The following is an 18,413-nucleotide window of genomic DNA, read 5'->3' as shown; positions in this document are numbered from 1 at the left end:
TTATTCTCCCTGACGACAAACGGCGGTGATGCTTTTGATACCGGAAGGTGCATTATTGGAACTTTCTGCAGGGGCTGGCACGGTGGCGGTACAGCGTTGCTGGCGCTGATTACCCCATTTGACGTTGAGTGAGGTGGCTTCATTGACGCCGGATAAATAGACGACACCCTGGTCATCGACAATGCCATTCATCAATCCGTCCGCAGAGGTTGCCATTGCGCCGAACGGAACAGGTTTTCCTTCTGGCTGTATCAGCGTGAGCAACACCCGGTAACCTTTGCGAGCGCTAAAATGCGCTTGTACGGCGGCATTGCGTGATGGAACTACCGTTAATGCGCTGGTGCTGCTGTCGACATCATCAGGCATCAGCGTGGTATCCAGGCCAATACGGTTTTCCTGATAGGCCGTCAGAGAAGGGATGACGGCGTTGCCAAACCAGTCTGTGCTGACCCCTCGCTGGTTCTGAAAGTGAATGCCCGGCGTGTCATCGGTATTAACAACGGCAAACTGATCGCCCAGTGGTTGTGACAATGTTACGCCATGCGGGTGAATAACCAGCGCGCCGTTAGCACCATAGCTGAGTTGCCGCGAGCCATCAGAAGCGCTGTAATATCCCGTGTTCAGCCTGGCATATTGCGCATACCAGGTTGCGTACAAACTGCTGCTGTCGGCGGGGGATTGATTACTGTGGCTCTGCTGTAGTGAATAGCTAAGGCTGTCGTCCTCAAGCAGGGAACCGTTTAATCCGATGTTTTGCGAGGTCGCCCCATGCTGGCTATTGGTGAGGCTGTACGAGGCCCAACTGCCGGGTAGCCAGCGGCTGAGCGGAATGTTAATTCCAAGGTAAACGGTACGATCATCAGGGCTTGTCCCGGTTTGGCTCCAGGTAAGAGACATATTATAGTTGATCCCCATCAGGGAATAATTCATTCCGGCAGAAAGGCTGTGTTCAGTACGAGCGTTTTGCCAGTAGTTTTGCCGATAGCCATTGAAATAGAAGCCACCACTTCCTAACGGTTGGCTGACATTTAGCTGGATACGGTTACGTTTGTGATCGTAATAATTGATGTCGTCCTCCTCTGTGTAGCGATGATTGGCGTCGGCAAAGTTGTAAAATCCCTGGCTCGAATAGCGATAATTGGCCAGTGAGAACTGGGTACCGGTCAGGGCGATATTTGAAGAGTAGAGGACTCTCCAGGATTGCCCGGCGTCGGTTTCGCCATTATCGAGTTTTGTTCGCGCGAAGGTGACATCGGCTGAGAGGGCGCCCAGACTGCCAAGACTGACGCCCAGTCCGCTATCGATGGCATTATAATTTTCCGCAGCGATGATGCCGCCAAAAGCGGTAAGGCGGTTATTTAAACCGTAAATGGCGCTGCCCTGCATGAATTCAGGCTGCTTGTCATTGCTGCTGCTATCGGCGCGATAGCGGCCAACGGTGGCCTCAAATCGCAGACGATGAGGGCGCTGCATAAGCGCAATGCTGGAAAATGCCTGGGTGGTCGTGTGCTCGGAACCGTCAGATTCTTTTACAGTTATCTCTAAATCACTGCTGTTGGTGGAGGCGTACAAATCGCTGATTTCAAATGCGCCAGGTGCAACGTTTTGTTGATAAATGATGTAGCCATTCTGCTTGACGGTGACAACCGCATTGGAATTAGCGCTGCCGCGGATCACCGGTGCATACCCGCGCTCACTGCCGGGGAGCATCTCATCATCTGAGGCAATGTTGACTCCACTGTACTGAATGCTGTCGAACACTTCACCACGAGTACTGCTTTCGCCTGCCACAAACTGGGCTTTCAGCGTCTGAATATCATGCTGTAACCAGTTGCTAATTGTTTGCCACCCCTGATTCGCGGATGAATTCGACCAGGTACCATAGTTGCGCAATCGCCAGCCGCCAAGATTTATGCCGCTGCGCAGGTTCAGATATTGGTTACGATCCTGATTCTTATCCTGATCTGAGGCTAAATCCTGCTGACCGCTGAAGGAGTAATCGCTGAAGGCAACCGGTATGCCGGCATCCCAACGTGAGGGATCGACATACCCCGCGCTGACGGCGCTGACAGCGACCTGCGGCATGCTGAGATGCAATGTCTGCTGTTTAAAATCAAAATGGGCGCTGGCATCCGGGATGTAGTCACCAATGTTTTTTTTCAGCTGTTCACCAGCGGGCTCTTTCGCCAGTTCCGGGTAATCATCAACCTTCACCCCCCATTGCCGCAGCATGGCTGGCGTCAGCAGGGGAGCCAGGCTTCCATCATCAGCGTTGATGTAGCTGAGGGTGAGGCTTTGAACCTTGTGTTCGTTAAGCAGAACCTGTGTCGGGTAGCTGCCAGGAAGTTGGGCCTTGGGGTTGGAGAAAATTGCCAGATCGGCGGCCTGCGGCGCATTTTCCCCTCCCTCCAGCGAGTTGGGCGCGAAGTAAAAATCGCGGGCATACAGAGTATCTGAACCCAACAGTAGCAAACCACTTATACAAGCGATCTGTATGCTGCTGCACCAGCGGTGGCAGAAATGGGATCTCACCATAGACAGTGCTATGCCTTATCCAGTTTTGCCGTGTATTTGGCGGAAGGGCCTCCGTAGTCGTTAATGCATCTCCAGGACACCGTTTGCCCGGTTGCCGGGGAGGGAAGCGATAACGTTACGCTGGCCTTAGGGGCCACCATATCTGCGGCGCGTACTTTGCTGATCCCCAGCGTGAGGGAATCGAATACGCTGTAAAAAAGACTGTTGTTGGTAACTTGTAGCCGATCACCAATACGCTGAAAGCGTAAACTCTGGCAGGCTGAGTCTGGGGTGCCTCTCAATCCCCTGGGGCGATAGAACAGCTTAATGCGCGTTTTATAGATGATCCGCAGGGTATTTTTGTCCTCACTGGCTTTATCTACGGCAGGTATCATTCGGATATCGAGAAAATAGAGTGATTCTGTTTCCGTGGGGAGGGGTGTTCCCGCCCACATAATGCGTAAATTCTGTTCTGATTGCGGATCAAGGCGAAAAAGCGGCGGCGTGATGATAAAGGGCCCACGCGAATTACCATCGGTATTCGTAACCCACGACTGAATTAGCCACGGCAACTCTTTCTCATCGTTGGTTATTGGAAGTGCAGCCTCCTTCTTATTGGCATCATAAATAACACGTGTGCGACCAAGTTGAATGCCGCCAGCCACGGCTTGCGACTGCACACCAGATAATGTCAATGCCACCAAACAGATAAACAGCAAAGTTCGCATATATTTTCTTCATTTGCAGGAAGCATAACCTGTATATCAAAACAGGTTATGCTTCATCGGGCGAATTACGGCAAAAGATCAGTGATAGACAATGTTGACGATCATTTGACTGCTTGCGGTCCCAGGGGTGATCTCTGCTGGAGTGGCGACAATCGACTGAAAGCGGGCGAATAAATTTGTTGTTATATTGCCGGCAGAAGTCATGAGTGGAATGAACAACTGGCCTTCTTCTCCCTTCATATTGAGGTTCAGCGTCTTGTCATTTTCGCTAACGACTGAGATCCCAACGCCAGCGGCTGTTGATGTTGCATCAAGCGCCAACACGTCATCCTCTCCCGGGACTGTATCACCTGAGAAAGTCAGCTGGATTTGATCTAAACCATCGGTGGCGACAGGGCAGTCTATAAGGGTAAGAACGAATTTCATGTTGGTCGATTTTTCGCCCATAGCGGAAAATGTTGAGGGCGGGTAAGAACCGAGTTTTACCGTGCTATCTGTGGTGCCACCTTCTCCGACAATTTTGCAGCTTGGGTTAATAATATCACCGGTAAAATGAATGATACCCGAAGGACCTTCATCTGCCCACGCTGAAGTTGAGGTGAGAGTTAACAGTGCTAAGGCACTTAACGATTTATTTAAATGCATCATATCCTCCATGAGTTGTTAGCGATTCTTGTAATAAATAAAAACATATCAAACGAGTGAAAAATACATGCAAAAATTCAATGTATATTTTAAATGGTTACTGTTTTAAATAGTATATTTACATTTCGCTCGATTGAGTTAATAGCCATGGGCTACTCTCTGTAACTCAGGATAGTATTTTGTGAGGGGTAAATAAATGTTTTTAAATATATTAAAAACGCATTGTTGAAGTGGTTATTATTATTTATATAAATGCATTTATTTTGTTGGGGTATTTATGTTAATTTATGTGTGTGAAAGTGTGATTAAAATAATGAACGGAAGAGGAATGTGTGTGTTTCTTTGCAATATTTGGTTTTTTTGTTTACTGATGCGTAAATGGTTGCTCTATTTTTGTCGGAAAAAAGACTATTCCAGGAATGATAAAATTAAATGAAATTTAATAAATCATTAAAAGCGTTAGACACCGAGTCAAATCTTCTAATAAGCAGGAAATCCCCCCTCTATTCCTCGCATTGCTTCGCGACGGGAAGGGCAAAATGAGCCTATCGTAAATCTTCACAGATGCAGGCCGTGGCGGACGAAAGCGAGAGCGACGACAAAACAGAAGCCCCCACCCCCCACCGACTTGAAAAAGCGCGGGAAGAAGGGCAGATCCCCCGTTCCAGAGAACTGACGTCACTGCTGATTTTGCTGGTGGGCGTTTGCATTATCTGGATTGGCGGCGAGTCGTTGGCCAGACGGCTGTCGGGTATGCTGTCAGCGGGACTGCGCTTTGACCACAGCATGGTCAATGACCCCAATCTGATCCTCGGGCAAATCATATTGCTGATTAAAGAAGCGATGATCGCGCTGCTGCCGTTGATAACCGGCGTGGTGATCGTTGCGCTGATCTCGCCGGTGATGCTCGGTGGTCTTGTCTTTAGCGGTAAATCGCTGCAACCCAAATTTTCCAAGCTCAACCCACTGCCTGGCATCAAGCGTATGTTCTCGGCGCAGACGGGGGCGGAACTGCTGAAAGCGATTCTGAAGTCCACGCTGGTGGGCAGCGTGACGGCGCTGTATCTGTGGCACAACTGGCCGGAGATGATGCGTTTGATGGCGGAGTCCCCGCGTACGGCGATGGGCAACGCGATGGATCTCGTCGGGCTGTGTGCACTGCTGGTGGTGCTGGGCGTGATCCCGATGGTCGGATTCGACGTGATTTTCCAGATCATGAGCCATCTGAAAAAACTGCGCATGTCACGCCAGGATATCCGCGACGAGTTTAAACAGAACGAAGGCGACCCGCACGTGAAGGGGCGCATCCGACAGATGCAGCGCCAGGCGGCGAGTCGGCGCATGATGAGTGATGTCCCCAACGCCGATGTCATCGTTACCAACCCTACTCACTATTCAGTGGCGCTGCAGTACGACGAGAACAAAATGAGCGCGCCGAAAGTGGTGGCGAAAGGGGCCGGACTGGTGGCGCTGCGCATTCGTGAGATCGGTGCCGAGAACAAAATTCCCACGCTTGAAGCGCCGCCGCTGGCGCGTGCGCTTTATCGCCATGCTGAGATTGGTCAGCAGATCCCGGGGCAACTGTACGCCGCTGTCGCGGAAGTGCTGGCCTGGGTCTGGCAGCTTAAACGCTGGCGACTCGCCGGTGGGGAACGTCCACCACAACCTGCAAATCTTCCGGTGCCTGAAGCCCTGGATTTTATGAACGAGAAGACTACTGATGGCTAATCTGGTCGCGATGCTGCGCCTGCCCAACAACATAAAAAACACGCAGTGGCAGATCCTTGCCGGGCCGATCCTCATCCTGCTGATCCTGTCGATGATGGTCCTGCCGCTGCCGGCGTTCATCCTTGACCTGCTGTTTACCTTTAACATCGCGCTGTCGATTATGGTGCTGTTGGTGGCGATGTTCACCCAGCGTACGCTGGAGTTCGCCGCGTTTCCGACCATTCTGCTGTTCACCACGCTACTGCGTCTGGCGTTGAACGTCGCCTCTACCCGTATCATTCTGATGGAAGGGCACACCGGTGCGGCGGCGGCGGGGAAGGTGGTTGAAGCGTTCGGCCACTTCCTGGTTGGCGGTAACTTCGCTATCGGTATCGTGGTGTTCGTTATCCTCGTCATCATCAACTTCATGGTCATCACCAAAGGCGCCGGACGTATCGCCGAAGTGGGCGCGCGCTTTGTCCTTGACGGGATGCCGGGTAAACAGATGGCGATTGACGCCGACCTTAACGCCGGTCTTATCGGCGAAGAGGAAGCGAAAAAGCGTCGTTCTGAGGTGACTCAGGAAGCTGACTTTTACGGGTCGATGGACGGTGCGAGTAAGTTTGTTCGCGGTGACGCCATCGCCGGTATTCTGATTATGGTGATCAACGTCGTGGGCGGTCTGCTGGTGGGCGTGCTGCAACACGGTATGAGCATGGGACATGCGGCGGAAAGCTATACCCTGCTGACCATCGGTGATGGCCTGGTGGCGCAGATCCCGGCGCTGGTGATCTCCACTGCGGCGGGCGTCATCGTCACCCGCGTCAGTACCGATCAGGACGTCGGTGAGCAGATGGTCGGGCAGTTGTTCAGTAACCCCAGAGTGATGTTGCTCAGTGCAGCGGTGCTGGGTCTGCTGGGTCTGGTGCCGGGCATGCCAAACCTTGTCTTCCTGATGTTTACCGCCGCGCTGCTGGGACTGGCCTGGTGGATCCGGGGACGCGAACAGAAGGCGCCTGCCGAGCCGCAGCAAATTAAAGTTCCGGAAAATAACTCGGTGGTGGAAGCGACCTGGAACGATGTGCAACTGGAAGACTCTCTCGGCATGGAAGTGGGCTATCGCCTGATCCCGATGGTCGATTTTCAGCAGGATGGCGAATTGCTGGGCCGTATCCGCAGCATCCGTAAAAAGTTCGCCCAGGACATGGGGTTTCTGCCGCCGGTGGTGCACATCCGCGACAATATGGATCTGCAACCGGCGCATTACCGCATTCTGATGAAAGGGGTGGAGATTGGCAGCGGCGACGCCTATCCGGGACGCTGGCTGGCGATCAACCCTGGTACGGCGGCCGGTACATTACCGGGTGAGCAGACGGTGGATCCGGCATTTGGTCTGGACGCTATCTGGATTGAAAGCGCCTTAAAAGAGCAGGCGCAGATTCAGGGCTTTACCGTGGTGGAAGCCAGTACCGTGGTCGCTACCCATCTGAACCACCTGATTGGCCAGTACGCGTCTGAGCTGTTCGGTCGCCAGGAAGCGCAGCAACTGCTGGATCGCGTGTCGCAGGAAATGCCGAAGCTGACCGAAGATTTAGTGCCAGGCGTGGTGACTCTGACCACGCTGCATAAAGTGTTGCAGAATCTGCTGGATGAAAAAGTGCCGATTCGCGATATGCGCACCATTCTGGAAACGCTGGCGGAACATGCGCCATTGCAGAGCGATCCGCATGAGCTCACGGCGGTGGTTCGCGTGGCGCTGGGGCGCGCTATTACCCAGCAGTGGTTCCCGGGCAACCATGAAGTGAGTGTGATTGGCCTCGACACCGCGCTGGAACGTCTGTTGTTGCAGGCGCTACAGGGCGGCGGCGGACTGGAGCCGGGTCTTGCCGACCGGTTGCTGGCACAAACCCAGGAGGCGCTGTCCCGTCAGGAGATGCTGGGTGCGCCGCCGGTGCTGTTGGTTAACCATGCGTTGCGTCCGTTGCTGTCGCGTTTCCTGCGCCGCAGTTTGCCGCAACTGGTGGTGCTGTCGAACATGGAGTTGTCCGATAACCGTAACATCCGCATGACGGCGACCATTGGAGGTAAATAATGCGCAAACTTTTGTGGCTACTACTCTTCCCGCTGACGGTACAGGCTGCCGGGGAAGGGGCGTGGCAGGCCAGCAGTATCGGCATAACCCTGAATCATCGCGGGGTGTCGGCCTCGTCGGCGCCGCTTTCATCCAGCCAGCCCGTCTCTGGCCTGATGACGCTGGTCGCCTGGCGTTATGAGCTGAATGGCCCAACGCCTGCTGGCTTGCGGGTGCGCTTATGTTCGCAATCCCGCTGCGTGGAGATAGAGGGGCAGAGCGGTACCACGCTGGCGTTCAGCAACGTGCCCGCCGTTGAACCGCTGCGTTTCATCTGGGAGGTTCCCGGTGGCGGTCGTTTAATTCCCGCATTAAAAGTCCAGAGCAATCAGGTGATTGTGAACTATCAGTAACGGTTATTCCCCTCATCAGGCAGCAGGCTAAATTGCTGCCTGACTCGCATTTTTAATCCTATCTTTTGATTGAAAAGAAACGCTGTTTTATAAATCGGTGACACGTGTTGCCGGTCTCTTTGTGTTTTTGCCATTTCACTCTCACCGATGGCAAAAACGAAAAGGTATCCCACTTTGTAAGCTTCTACTGTAGCCGTGTAAGTACTCCCTTTGGCGCAGCCACCGCAGGGAGTCTCCCAACCATTTGCAGGGTTAACGGTAATGAAGACACGTAAAATTGGATTGGTGAATTATTTCGCCTATGGCTCAGGCGATTTCCTGGGTGCAGGTACTACGGCGCTCACGGCGGCCTGGCTGCTCTATTTCTATACCACCTTCTGCGGGCTTTCTCCCATCGAAGCGACCTTTATCTTTGCCGCGGCAAGGGTGCTGGATGCCGTCGTCAGTCCGCTGATGGGCTTTTTGACCGATAACTTCGGCTCCACCTGGTTCGGCAAGCGTTTTGGGCGGCGTAAATTCTTTATCTTGTTGGGGATCCCGTGCGTATTCAGCTACTCGCTGATGTGGGTAGGGGATATGAGCTTCTGGTATTACCTGCTGACCTATTTGCTGTTTGATATTGTCTATACCATGATCCTGGTGCCTTACGAGACGCTGGTGCCGGAAATGACCGATGATTTCAAACAGAAAACTAAGTTTTCCGGTGCGCGTATCGGTATGGCGCAAATGTCCGCTATTCTGGCCTCTTTCCTGCCCGGCATTTTGTTAACCGCTTTCGGTAAGCACAACCCGATCTCCTTCTTTTATGCAAGCCTCGTGTTCTCGGTGCTGTGCGCATTAATGCTGACCTTTGTCTGGTTCTTTACCTGGGAACGCCCGCGTGAAGCGTGGACTGAAGCGGCGTTACGTGCGGAAGAAGAGAAAAAGAGCCTGACGTTCAGCCAGAGCATGAACCGCCTGTTCGTGGAGTTGAGTTCCACACTGCGGATTAAGATTTTCCGTCAGCATCTGGGGATGTACCTCGGCGGCTATATTGCCCAGGACGTGTTCAACGCCGTCTTTACCTATTACGTGGTGTTTGTCCTGATGCAGGAGGCGTCAATGGCGTCGAATCTGCTTGGTACGATGGCCATCTTCCAGTTTATTGCGGTCATTGCCATGATCCCGCTATGTATCCGTTTTGGGCCCGCGCCGTCCTATCGGGTGGTCGTGGTACTGTTCGGTCTGAGTTCACTCTCCTATGCAGTGCTTTACTACGCCGGATTGAGCGATGCGTACTCCCTGTTGCTGCTGGTTTCTGCGGTGGCGGGTCTGGGACGCGGCGGTATCAACTATGTACCGTGGAACACCTACACCTACATTGCGGATGTGGATGAAGTCATTACTGGTCAACGCCGCGAAGGGATCTTCGCCGGGATCATGACCCTGACGCGTAAAGCGTCACAGGCAGGGGCGGTGATGCTGGTCGGGATTGTCATGCAAATGTCGGGCTTTGTCTCAGGACAGAGCACGCAACCCGAAGCGGTCAGCCATACCATCCTGCTAATCCTCAGTTGCGGTACGCTACTGGTGCTGGCCTGCGGCTTCCTGGTCTCCCTGCGCTTCAAACTGAATTTACAAACCCACAGCACGCTGCGCGAAGAGACAGCGAAAATGCGCGAATCAGGTTGCGCACTGCCGGAAAGCATTACGCCGCAGGCGCGCGCCACCGTCGAGATGCTCGCCGGACTGCCGTATGAATCACTTTGGGGTAACAACAATATTGGTTACCTGAATCGTAATAAACCCACGGCTCCTTCACTGAAGCAGGCCGCGATTTTGAATTCGACTTACAACAGAGGTTAAGGATATGAAGGTTTGGCCTGTCAAACATAGCCCGTTACTGCGTCAACCGGAACGTTTTATCTCCCGGGAAGCGCTGGAAGCGTTAATTCAGACGGTGACGAACAATCTGGTGAACATCAAGGACGAGACGGGTCAATTTCTGCTGCGCCTGGACGACGGACGCGTGATTGACACCAAAGGTTGGGCAGGGTGGGAATGGACGCACGGCGTCGGGCTGTATGGGATGTATCAGTACTACCAGCAGACCGGCGATGAGACGATGCGCGATATCATCGACAACTGGTTCGCTGACCGTTTTGCTGAAGGGACGACGACCAAAAACGTCAATACGATGGCGCCGTTTTTGACTCTGGCGTATCGCTATGAGGAGACACGTAATCCGGCTTATCTGCCGTGGCTCGACGCTTGGGCGGAATGGGCAATGTATGAAATGCCGCGTACCGATCACGGCGGCATGCAGCACATCACGCTGGCGGAAGAGAACCATCAGCAGATGTGGGATGACACGTTGATGATGACGGTATTACCGCTGGCGAAAATCGGACAGTTGCTTAACCGTCCTGAATATGTGGAAGAGGCGACCTATCAGTTTCTGCTGCACGTACAGAATCTGATGGATCGGGAGACCGGTCTGTGGTTCCACGGCTGGAATTACGACGGTCATCATAACTTTGCCAATGCCCGCTGGGCTCGCGGTAATAGCTGGCTCACCATTGTGATCCCGGATTTCCTCGAACTGGTGGATTTGCCGGAAAACAACGCCGTACGTCGCTATCTGGTGCAGGTGCTGAATGCACAGATTGCCGCGCTGGCGAACTGTCAGGATGAGAGCGGACTGTGGCACACGCTGCTTGACGACCCGCACTCCTACCTGGAAGCCTCGGCCACCGCCGGGTTCGCCTACGGGATTTTAAAAGCCGTGCGTAAGCGCTATGTCAGCGCAGACTATGCTGATGTGGCGGAAAAAGCGATTCGCGGAATTGTACGGAACATTTCACCGCAAGGGGAGTTGCTACAGACTTCGTTCGGTACGGGAATGGGCCACGACCTCGATTTCTATCGGGCGATCCCATTAACCTCGATGCCTTACGGTCAGGCGATGGCGATGCTGTGTCTGACGGAGTATTTACGCAAGTACTTCTGATCCGTCTTCCTGGAGCGCGTCGCACTCCGGGACGACGGGACGGGAAGCCCGGATAAGGCCGTCGCCGCATCCGGGCATTTCCCCACGCCAACGTCTACAGACGAGCCTCTTCTTCCAGGGAAATAATCTGTATCCCTGCATTGCGATACTCTGCTGCCTCATCGGGTACGCGATCAATCACGATGGTATTGATTCGCTCTGCTGAAGTAAATTGAGCCAGTGACGTGTTCTTCAGTTTGCTGTAGTCGCAGACGATAATCACCTGGCTTGCATGCTCAACCATGCCCCGTTTCGTTTCGGCCAGCATAATATCAGCCACGCAGGCGCCCTGTTTCAGCGAGAGCGAATTGGTACCCATAAACGCTTTATCGACGTTCAGCGTATCGAGAATGGACCGTCCGTTGATCGCCACAACACAGTGGTATCCTTTCTTCACGATCCCGCCCAGCAGGATGGTCTGGATGGAGGGGCTGGATTCCAGTTCGCGGGCGATCTGATAATCATTGGTCACCACGGTCACGTTCTGTCGATCGCGGATATTGCGCGCAATGTGCAGGGTCGTTGTGCCCGTATCCAGCACAATAATGTCGCCATCTTCAACCAGCGCCGCAGCGCGTTGACCAATCCGTTCCTTCGCGCTCAGGTTGACAATTTCGCGGGTGTCAGAGGCCTGTTCAAAACTCGCCCGCGTGCGGAGAACGGCACCGCCATGCGTTCGGGTAAGCAACCCTTCATCTTCCAGCTGACGGAGATCGGCTCGAATGGTTGCGCCGGACACATTAAAGAGATCGCACATTTCAGAAACAGTGACTTTGCGTTTTTCCCTGAGAATACTGAGCAACTTCTCCTGTCTTTCTTCTGCAAACATTCTTCCTCTCTTATTTACGGCGCGTTCCGCACGATAGCGCGCTGGCTTATCTTTAGTCTGGTCCTGCGCTCAGGACATCCAGCCTGTCATAAAAGGCGGCGGACTGCTGGTAGAGCGTATCAAAAAGCTCAGTGCAGGCCTGGTAATAATCCCGCAGGCGAGGATCTGGCGAAATCAGTTTGTCGAACTGAACCGTCTGCCGCACGCCGCTGGCAAAATCAGCGTACAGCCCCACGCCAACCCCTGCGATAATACCGCATCCGGTGACGCCATTCTCCTGATTACGCGTAGATAATATCGGGAGATTGTATGCCGCCGCTTTGATTTCAAGCCATAGTGGGCTGCGTGCGCCACCGCCGGAAGCGATCATTTGTTCAGGGTATTGCCCGCACGCCTGTAACTGGCGAAGATTGCGCCAGGAAGCAAAAGCCACGCCTTCCAGGACCGCACGAAATAAATGACCGCGGCGATGTTTTCGTTGCAAGCCGAAGAACTGCGCGCGCGAATTATTTTTTTCAGCCAGTCGCTCTCCCGTCAGATAGGGAAGAAATAGCAGCCCTTTAGCGCCCGCCTGTACCTCTGCTGCTTCCTGTAAAAGCTGCGGGTGCGTAATCTGATTGTCGGCAAGCGCCAGCCGCGCCCAGCGAACCGCATCGCCGCCAGCATCCAGAATAGTGAATCCGCCCCAGGCAGCGTTGGCCAGATGAAGATTATTAACCAGGGGATGCTGTAACGGGTTTTTTGCGACGACCGTGAGTAACGTCGATGTCCCTGTCGAGTCGGATGCCATCCCCGGTTCATACACCCCAGAGCCCAGCAGGGAGGCTGCCATATCAGATGTTCCTGCCACAACCGGGATCCCGCCTGGGAGGTTGGTCAGACGGGAGGCGTCCGGCGTCACGTAGCCAATGATATCGCTGGATAACTTCAGCGCCGGCAATTGCTCAACGCGTAAGCCAAACAGAGCGCAGGCCTGGGCAGACCATTGGCGGGTCACGCTGTCCATCAGAAAATAACAGGATGCTTCACTATAATCGGTCGCCAGCGCGCCGGTTAACATGAAATTGATGTAATCCTTCGGCATAAAGACAGTGGCGATTTTCGACCAACTCTCTGGCTTATGCTCTCGCCACCAGGCTAATTTGAATGCGGGCCAGGCGGCCGCAGGCGGGTTATTTAAATGCGACAGCCATTTTTCCCGCCCTTCACGCGCAACAAAGGCGTCAACCTGCGGTTGGCTGCGTTTGTCATTCCACAATAGCGCCCTGTCTTCAACCAGTTCGCCATGATTGTCCAACAGCACGGTTCCATGCATCTGCCCGCAAACGCCGATGACCGCTATCTGCGAAGCCGTTTCAGGATAGCGGTAGAGAACCTCGCGTACGCATTCACAGGCGTTCTGCCACCATAAAGAAGGGGACTGTTCTGACCAGCCCGCCTGTGGCGTCGTCTGCTCATACTCTCTTTGAGCAAAGCCGACCATGGTGCCATCGACATGCAGAATCGCTGCGCGAGTACTGCCAGTGCCAACATCGATCGTGAGTATTTTATCTTTCATCACTGACTCCGGTGACGTTTCAGGCGGGCCATCAGGCCCGCAGCCCTTCGGTTTAATCGGCGTTCAACTCAGGAAAACGTTCAGGATATTGCTCCAGTTCCGCCAGCACTTTTGTGACCGCGCCATGGCTCATGCCGAAACGGCGGACGCCCAGTTGGTAGAGCGCGCGGACTGTTTCCAGATCGCGGATGCCCCCGGCACCTTTGATGTCGATTCGTCCCTTAAGCTGATCGGCGATGATGCTGACTTTTTCTACCGTTGCGCCAGTCGGGGCCCAGCCGGTAGAGGTTTTAACCCACTTCATCCCGACTTCTACGGCAATATCGCAAACGCGGCGAATTTGTTCTTCGTTCAAATAGTGTGTTTCAAGAATCACTTTCGCCGGTACCGGCGCTGCGGCTTCCACCACGCGGCGTAAATCGTTGCGCATATAGTCATAATCCCCGGATAACACTTTGCCAATGTTTACCACCATATCCACTTCACGAGCACCATCGGCAATAAGCTGCCTCACTTCCTGAACCTTGGTATCGGTGGCATGCCCGCCGCCGGGAAAGCCAACGGGCCCGCCAATCATCACCTCTCCAGTCCCTTGCTGAGGTAGCAACGTGCTGAGAAAGCGCGTCCAGCAAGGCAGCACATGTACGGAAATAATGTTGTAACGGGTTGCCAGCTCAGCGCAGGCGCGAACATCAGCTTCGGTACTGGTCGCCTGTACTGCGCTCAGATCGATTAAACGTGCAAAACGACGGGTTGTTTCATTCATGGTTATATCCTGCTCTTTGCTTTTAATTGGTTTCATTTGACGCTGTTTTAGCGCGTAAATCCATTTAAAAACGCATCAAATGAAAATAATGTGATCAATTTAGCATTTTTTTATTTTCATTTGCTTTTAATTAACAGGGCGGAGATGAGAAAACCGGCATGACGAGGGACAGAGAGTCTGACGCTCTTGTACCCAAAAAAGCCGGCATAACGTCGGCAGTCAAATCGCCTGAGTACACCGTCATGTTGTGACGGCTAATACGTGCATTGTTGAAACGCTGCTGCGTGCGGCGGGGAGAGCTTTTGCCCGGAAATCACCGGGTTGCCGTAATGAAGGGGCCTTATGCGTTGCGACATAGAGAACATAGAACTGACGGAACGGGTGCGTTTTTGCGAGCCCTGGGCCGACAGATTACATGCCGACGCCATGGACGAACACGCAGGCTTTCATGGCGAACATGAACATCTTTTCCATGCCGCTTCTGAGGATGAAATGGCATGAACCCTACTGTATAAAAACCATTATGAGGATAGCTCAATGAGTACGCTAATTACGGATAAGGTCGATAAAGCGGTGGTCCAGAACGAAAAACTGGATACCAGCGCTTATTTATCGCATACCCCATGGCTACAGTTTTTACTGGTTTGCTGCTTGTTTGCGCTATGGGGGATGGCGGGTAACCTGAATGATATTTTGATTGCCCAGTTTAAAAAGGGGTTCGATCTGACGGATACCCAGACTGCGCTGGTACAGTCGATTTTTTTCCTGGGTTACTTTTTTGTCGCTCTGCCTGCGGCGGCGCTGATTAAGCGCTATTCGTATAAAGTGGCGATTATTATTGGATTATGTCTGTATGCCCTGGGATGTTTCCTTTTTGTTCCTGCCGCTCAGATAATGACCTATGGCGCGTTCCTCGCCTGCCTCGGGGTGATTGCCTGTGGGCTCTCTTTCCTGGAAACCTCGGCGAATACCTACTCAAGTTTGCTGGGCCCCATTCAATCCTCCACTCAGCGCATTAATTTCTCGCAGATATTTAATTCGCTGGGCGTCATTTCCGGCGTGCTTATCGGTCAGGTAATGGTCTTTGGTGAAAACGATCCCAGCCATGAAGCGTTGCAGGCAATGCCGACTGCGGTTGCGGATGTGGCTCGCCATCAAATGGTTAGCCAGGTGGTCGGGCCGTATCTGATTATTGGCTCGGTGCTGGTTGTGCTGGCTCTGATTTTTGTATTTATTAAATTCCCGTCATGTAAAGGGGCGCAATCTCAGCAACAGGTTTCTGCTGAAAAGATGGGGCCCACCGTGAAGCGTCTGTTTGCAATGCCGCGTTTTCGTCTCGGCATACTGTCGCAGTTCCTTTATGTCGGAGCGCAGGTTGGCGTATGGAGTTTCACAATTCGTTTTGTTCAGCTTGTACAACAGGGAACGAGCGAACACTCTGCGACTTACTGGTTGCTTGCCTCACTGGTGATTTACGCTATTGGCAAAACGGTTGCCACCTGGCTGATGAATCGCCTGAATCCGGCTCTTCTGCTTGGCAGTTTCGCCTTAGCGGCGACCGGGCTTTTGTTGATCGCGGTGTTTAGTAGTTCAATGCTGGCCGTGTACGCACTTATCCTTGTGAGTTTCTGCATGGCACCGTGCTGGCCGACGAACTTTGGCCTGGTCATCAAAGGCATGGGGAAAGATACCCAAACCGCAGGTTCGATCGTGGTGATGTCAATTATTGGCGGCGCAGTGATCCCGCTGGTGATGGGCATCATCTCTGATATGAACGGCGGCAACATGCAAATCGCCTTTATCGCCCCGTTGTTGTGTTTTGTTTACGTTGCTTTCTACGGTTTCTGGTGTGTGCGTAAGGGGGTATAGCATGCGCGAATTAATCAAGACTGTTGCCCATATTGGCTATCAGGTCAGTAACTTAACACGCTCGCTGGCTTTTTATGAACCTCTGGGTTTTAAGCGTCAGCAGCGGTTTAGCAAAGCGTCGCCACAGGGAAATATTGACGTGGCATTCATTGAAATGGGCGGGGCAGTTCTGGAGCTGTACCAGCTCCCCGAGGGGACACCGTTTGACGTCCCTCGCTGCGGTATCGATCATCTTGCGCTTGAAGTCAGCGATCTTGATGCCGTGCAGCGAAAACTGGCTACGCTCGGTTATCCAGTGGACGAGGGGCCTGTTGAGGAAGATAACGTGCGTTTCTTGCTTATTCGCGGTCCCGATGGTGAACGCCTGGAGTTTGATGTGTTTACCCGTTAGCGGCAGTAGGGTAGGTGGGCATCAAAAAACCCGGCGGTTGCCGGGTTTTTGCTGTTATTTACATCCGTTCTACAGTTTCGATACCTAATGTATCCAGTCCGAGCTTCAACGTTTTCGCCGTCAGCAGCGCCAGTTTCAGGCGACTGTTACGCACTTCTTCGTTTTCTGCGCTCAGAATTGGGCAGTGCTCGTAGAAGCCAGAGAACAGCCCGGCGACGTCATACAGATACGCGCACATTACGTGCGGCGTGCCTTCACGCGCGACAACGGTCAGCGTCTCTTCGAACTGCAGCAGACGAGCAGCCAGCTGTGCTTCACGATCTTCACTGAGCTGTACCTTCGCATTCGCCAGGTCACTTTCATCCAGACCGGACTTACGGAATACCGATAGCACGCGAGTGTAGGCGTACTGCATGTATGGCGCGGTGTTACCTTCGAACGCCAGCATGTTGTCCCAGTCGAAAATGTAGTCGGTGGTGCGGTTTTTCGACAGATCGGCGTATTTCACCGCGCCAATACCGACGGCATTGGCCAGTTTTTCCAGCTCGTCTGCCGGCATATCCGGGTTCTTCTCGCTCACCAGACGGCGCGCGCGTTCCAGCGCTTCGTCCAGCAGGTCAGCCAGTTTCACCGTGCCGCCCGCGCGGGTTTTGAACGGTTTGCCGTCTTTGCCCAGCATCATGCCGAACATGTGGTGTTCCAGCGGCACGGAATCCGGTACGTAACCGGCTTTACGCACGATGGTCCACGCCTGCATCAGGTGCTGGTGCTGACGGGAGTCGATGTAATAGAGCACGCGATCGGCATGCAGCGTCTCATAACGGTACCTGGCGCAGGCAATATCGGTGGTGGTGTACAGATAACCGCCATCTTTCTTCTGAATGATGACGCCCATCGGTTCGCCTTCCTTGTTTTTATACTCATCAAGGAATACCACGGTGGCGCCTTCGCTCTCGACGGCCAGACCTTTGGCTTTCAGATCGGCCACGATCCCCGGCAGCATCGGGTTGTACAGGCTTTCGCCCATCACATCGTCGCGGGTCAGGGTTACGTTCAGACGGTCATAGGTGATCTGATTCTGGGACATGGTGATGTCGACCAGCTTGCGCCACATTTGCAGGAAGTACTCGTCGCCACCCTGCAGTTTTACCACGTAGCTACGTGCGCGCTCGGCGAAGGCTTCGTCTTCGTCGTAGTGTTTTTTGGCTTCACGGTAGAAACCTTCGAGGTCTGCCAGCGCCATTTCACCGGCATTTTCCTGCTGCTGTTTTTCCAGCCAGGCGATCAGCATACCAAACTGGGTGCCCCAGTCGCCGACGTGGTTGGCGCGAATAACGTGGTGGCCGAGGAACTCAAGGGTACGTACGGCAGCATCACCGATAATGGTGGAACGCAGATGGCCGACGTGCATCTCTTTCGCCACGTTTGGCGCGGAATAATCTATCACCACCGTCTGCTTCGCCGGTTTTGCCACGCCAAGACGATCGGAGGTCAGCGCCTGTTCCACGTGTTTTGCCAGGAACGCCGGGTCGAGGAAAATGTTGATAAAGCCAGGGCCCGCGATTTCAACTTTGCTGGCGATACCGTTCAGATCCAGATGAGTCAGCACCTGCTCAGCCAGTTGTCGCGGAGCCATACCCAGTTTTTTAGCAACTGCCATCATGCCGTTGGCCTGATAGTCGCCGAACTGTACTTTTGCTGACTGACGAACCTGCGGTTCGCAATCTGCAGGCGCGCCTGCAGCAATCATGGCCTGACTGACTTTTTCTGAGAGAAGAGCCTGAATATTCACCGGAATACCTTACGTTGATGAAGCGGGATGTTATTTACCGCACCAGTTTAAGAATTAAGGGCGGGAGTATACTGCAAATGCCCCCCTGCGTCAGCCCTGCAC

General features: G+C 53.5%; 14 protein-coding genes. 7 read left to right on the top strand and 7 right to left on the bottom strand.

The genetic code is table 11. The features are described from left to right. The 3 genes from F384_RS09110 to F384_RS09100 all read right to left on the bottom strand — a co-directional run bounded on the left by F384_RS09110 (position 1) and on the right by F384_RS09100 (position 3,890). Positions 1–2,463: a fimbria/pilus outer membrane usher protein gene (locus F384_RS09110; protein ID WP_226991636.1), complete on the bottom strand. Its 2,463-nt coding sequence runs from the start codon at positions 2,461–2,463 to the stop codon at positions 1–3. 80 nt (positions 2,464–2,543) lie between these two features. Then, positions 2,544–3,242, bottom strand: a complete 699-nt coding sequence (locus F384_RS09105; protein ID WP_052746908.1) for a molecular chaperone — start codon at positions 3,240–3,242, stop codon at positions 2,544–2,546. 78 nt (positions 3,243–3,320) lie between these two features. Beyond that, complete coding sequence (locus tag F384_RS09100) at positions 3,321–3,890, bottom strand: fimbrial protein (protein ID WP_162200238.1); 570 nt, start codon at positions 3,888–3,890, stop codon at positions 3,321–3,323. Between the two features lie 570 nt (positions 3,891–4,460). On the opposite strand from F384_RS09100, the gene flhB reads away from it, so the two are divergent. The 5 genes from flhB (at position 4,461) to F384_RS09075 (ending at position 11,067) form a co-directional block, all read left to right on the top strand. Beyond that, entirely contained in the window at positions 4,461–5,615 is a 1,155-nt protein-coding gene (gene flhB / locus F384_RS09095; protein WP_046497969.1) for a flagellar biosynthesis protein FlhB, read from the top strand. Beyond that, complete coding sequence (gene flhA / locus F384_RS09090; protein ID WP_046481199.1) at positions 5,608–7,686, top strand: flagellar biosynthesis protein FlhA; 2,079 nt, start codon at positions 5,608–5,610, stop codon at positions 7,684–7,686. Before flhB ends, flhA begins: the two co-directional genes overlap by 8 nt. Then, positions 7,686–8,078 (top strand): flagellar protein FlhE, encoded by a 393-nt coding sequence (gene flhE, locus F384_RS09085; RefSeq protein WP_046481198.1) that lies wholly within the window; start codon positions 7,686–7,688, stop codon positions 8,076–8,078. Before flhA ends, flhE begins: the two co-directional genes overlap by 1 nt. Positions 8,079–8,339: 261 nt before the next feature. Further along, entirely contained in the window at positions 8,340–9,923 is a 1,584-nt protein-coding gene (locus F384_RS09080) for an MFS transporter (RefSeq protein ID WP_046481197.1), read from the top strand. A 4-nt stretch (positions 9,924–9,927) separates the two neighbouring features. After that, on the top strand, positions 9,928–11,067 hold the full coding sequence (locus F384_RS09075; protein WP_046481196.1) for a glycoside hydrolase family 105 protein: 1,140 nt from the start codon (positions 9,928–9,930) through the stop codon (positions 11,065–11,067). A gap of 94 nt (positions 11,068–11,161) precedes the next feature. Here F384_RS09075 and F384_RS09070 read toward each other — a convergent pair whose 3' ends face one another. Genes F384_RS09070 through deoC form a run of 3 tightly spaced genes read right to left on the bottom strand, consistent with a single transcriptional unit; the run spans position 11,162 to position 14,295 of the window. Beyond that, positions 11,162–11,935 (bottom strand): DeoR/GlpR family DNA-binding transcription regulator, encoded by a 774-nt coding sequence (locus F384_RS09070; protein ID WP_046481195.1) that lies wholly within the window; start codon positions 11,933–11,935, stop codon positions 11,162–11,164. 52 nt (positions 11,936–11,987) lie between these two features. Next, positions 11,988–13,493 (bottom strand): xylulokinase, encoded by a 1,506-nt coding sequence (locus F384_RS09065; protein WP_046481194.1) that lies wholly within the window; start codon positions 13,491–13,493, stop codon positions 11,988–11,990. A 52-nt stretch (positions 13,494–13,545) separates the two neighbouring features. Beyond that, positions 13,546–14,295 (bottom strand): deoxyribose-phosphate aldolase, encoded by a 750-nt coding sequence (gene deoC / locus F384_RS09060; protein ID WP_046481193.1) that lies wholly within the window; start codon positions 14,293–14,295, stop codon positions 13,546–13,548. 501 nt (positions 14,296–14,796) lie between these two features. On the opposite strand from deoC, the gene fucP reads away from it, so the two are divergent. Continuing rightward, complete coding sequence (gene fucP / locus F384_RS09055) at positions 14,797–16,128, top strand: L-fucose:H+ symporter permease (protein ID WP_046481192.1); 1,332 nt, start codon at positions 14,797–14,799, stop codon at positions 16,126–16,128. Position 16,129: 1 nt separating this feature from the next. Beyond that, entirely contained in the window at positions 16,130–16,519 is a 390-nt protein-coding gene (locus tag F384_RS09050) for a VOC family protein (RefSeq protein WP_046481191.1), read from the top strand. Positions 16,520–16,577: 58 nt separating this feature from the next. Here F384_RS09050 and argS read toward each other — a convergent pair whose 3' ends face one another. Beyond that, complete coding sequence (argS, locus tag F384_RS09045; RefSeq protein WP_046481190.1) at positions 16,578–18,311, bottom strand: arginine--tRNA ligase; 1,734 nt, start codon at positions 18,309–18,311, stop codon at positions 16,578–16,580. Positions 18,312–18,413 lie beyond the last annotated feature (102 nt).

The organism is Citrobacter amalonaticus Y19, assembly GCF_000981805.1.
GTDB classification, from domain to species: domain Bacteria; phylum Pseudomonadota; class Gammaproteobacteria; order Enterobacterales; family Enterobacteriaceae; genus Citrobacter_A; species Citrobacter_A amalonaticus_C.
The sequence above is the reverse complement of the archived record's forward strand: the minus strand, read 5'-3'. Positions and strand labels throughout refer to the sequence as shown.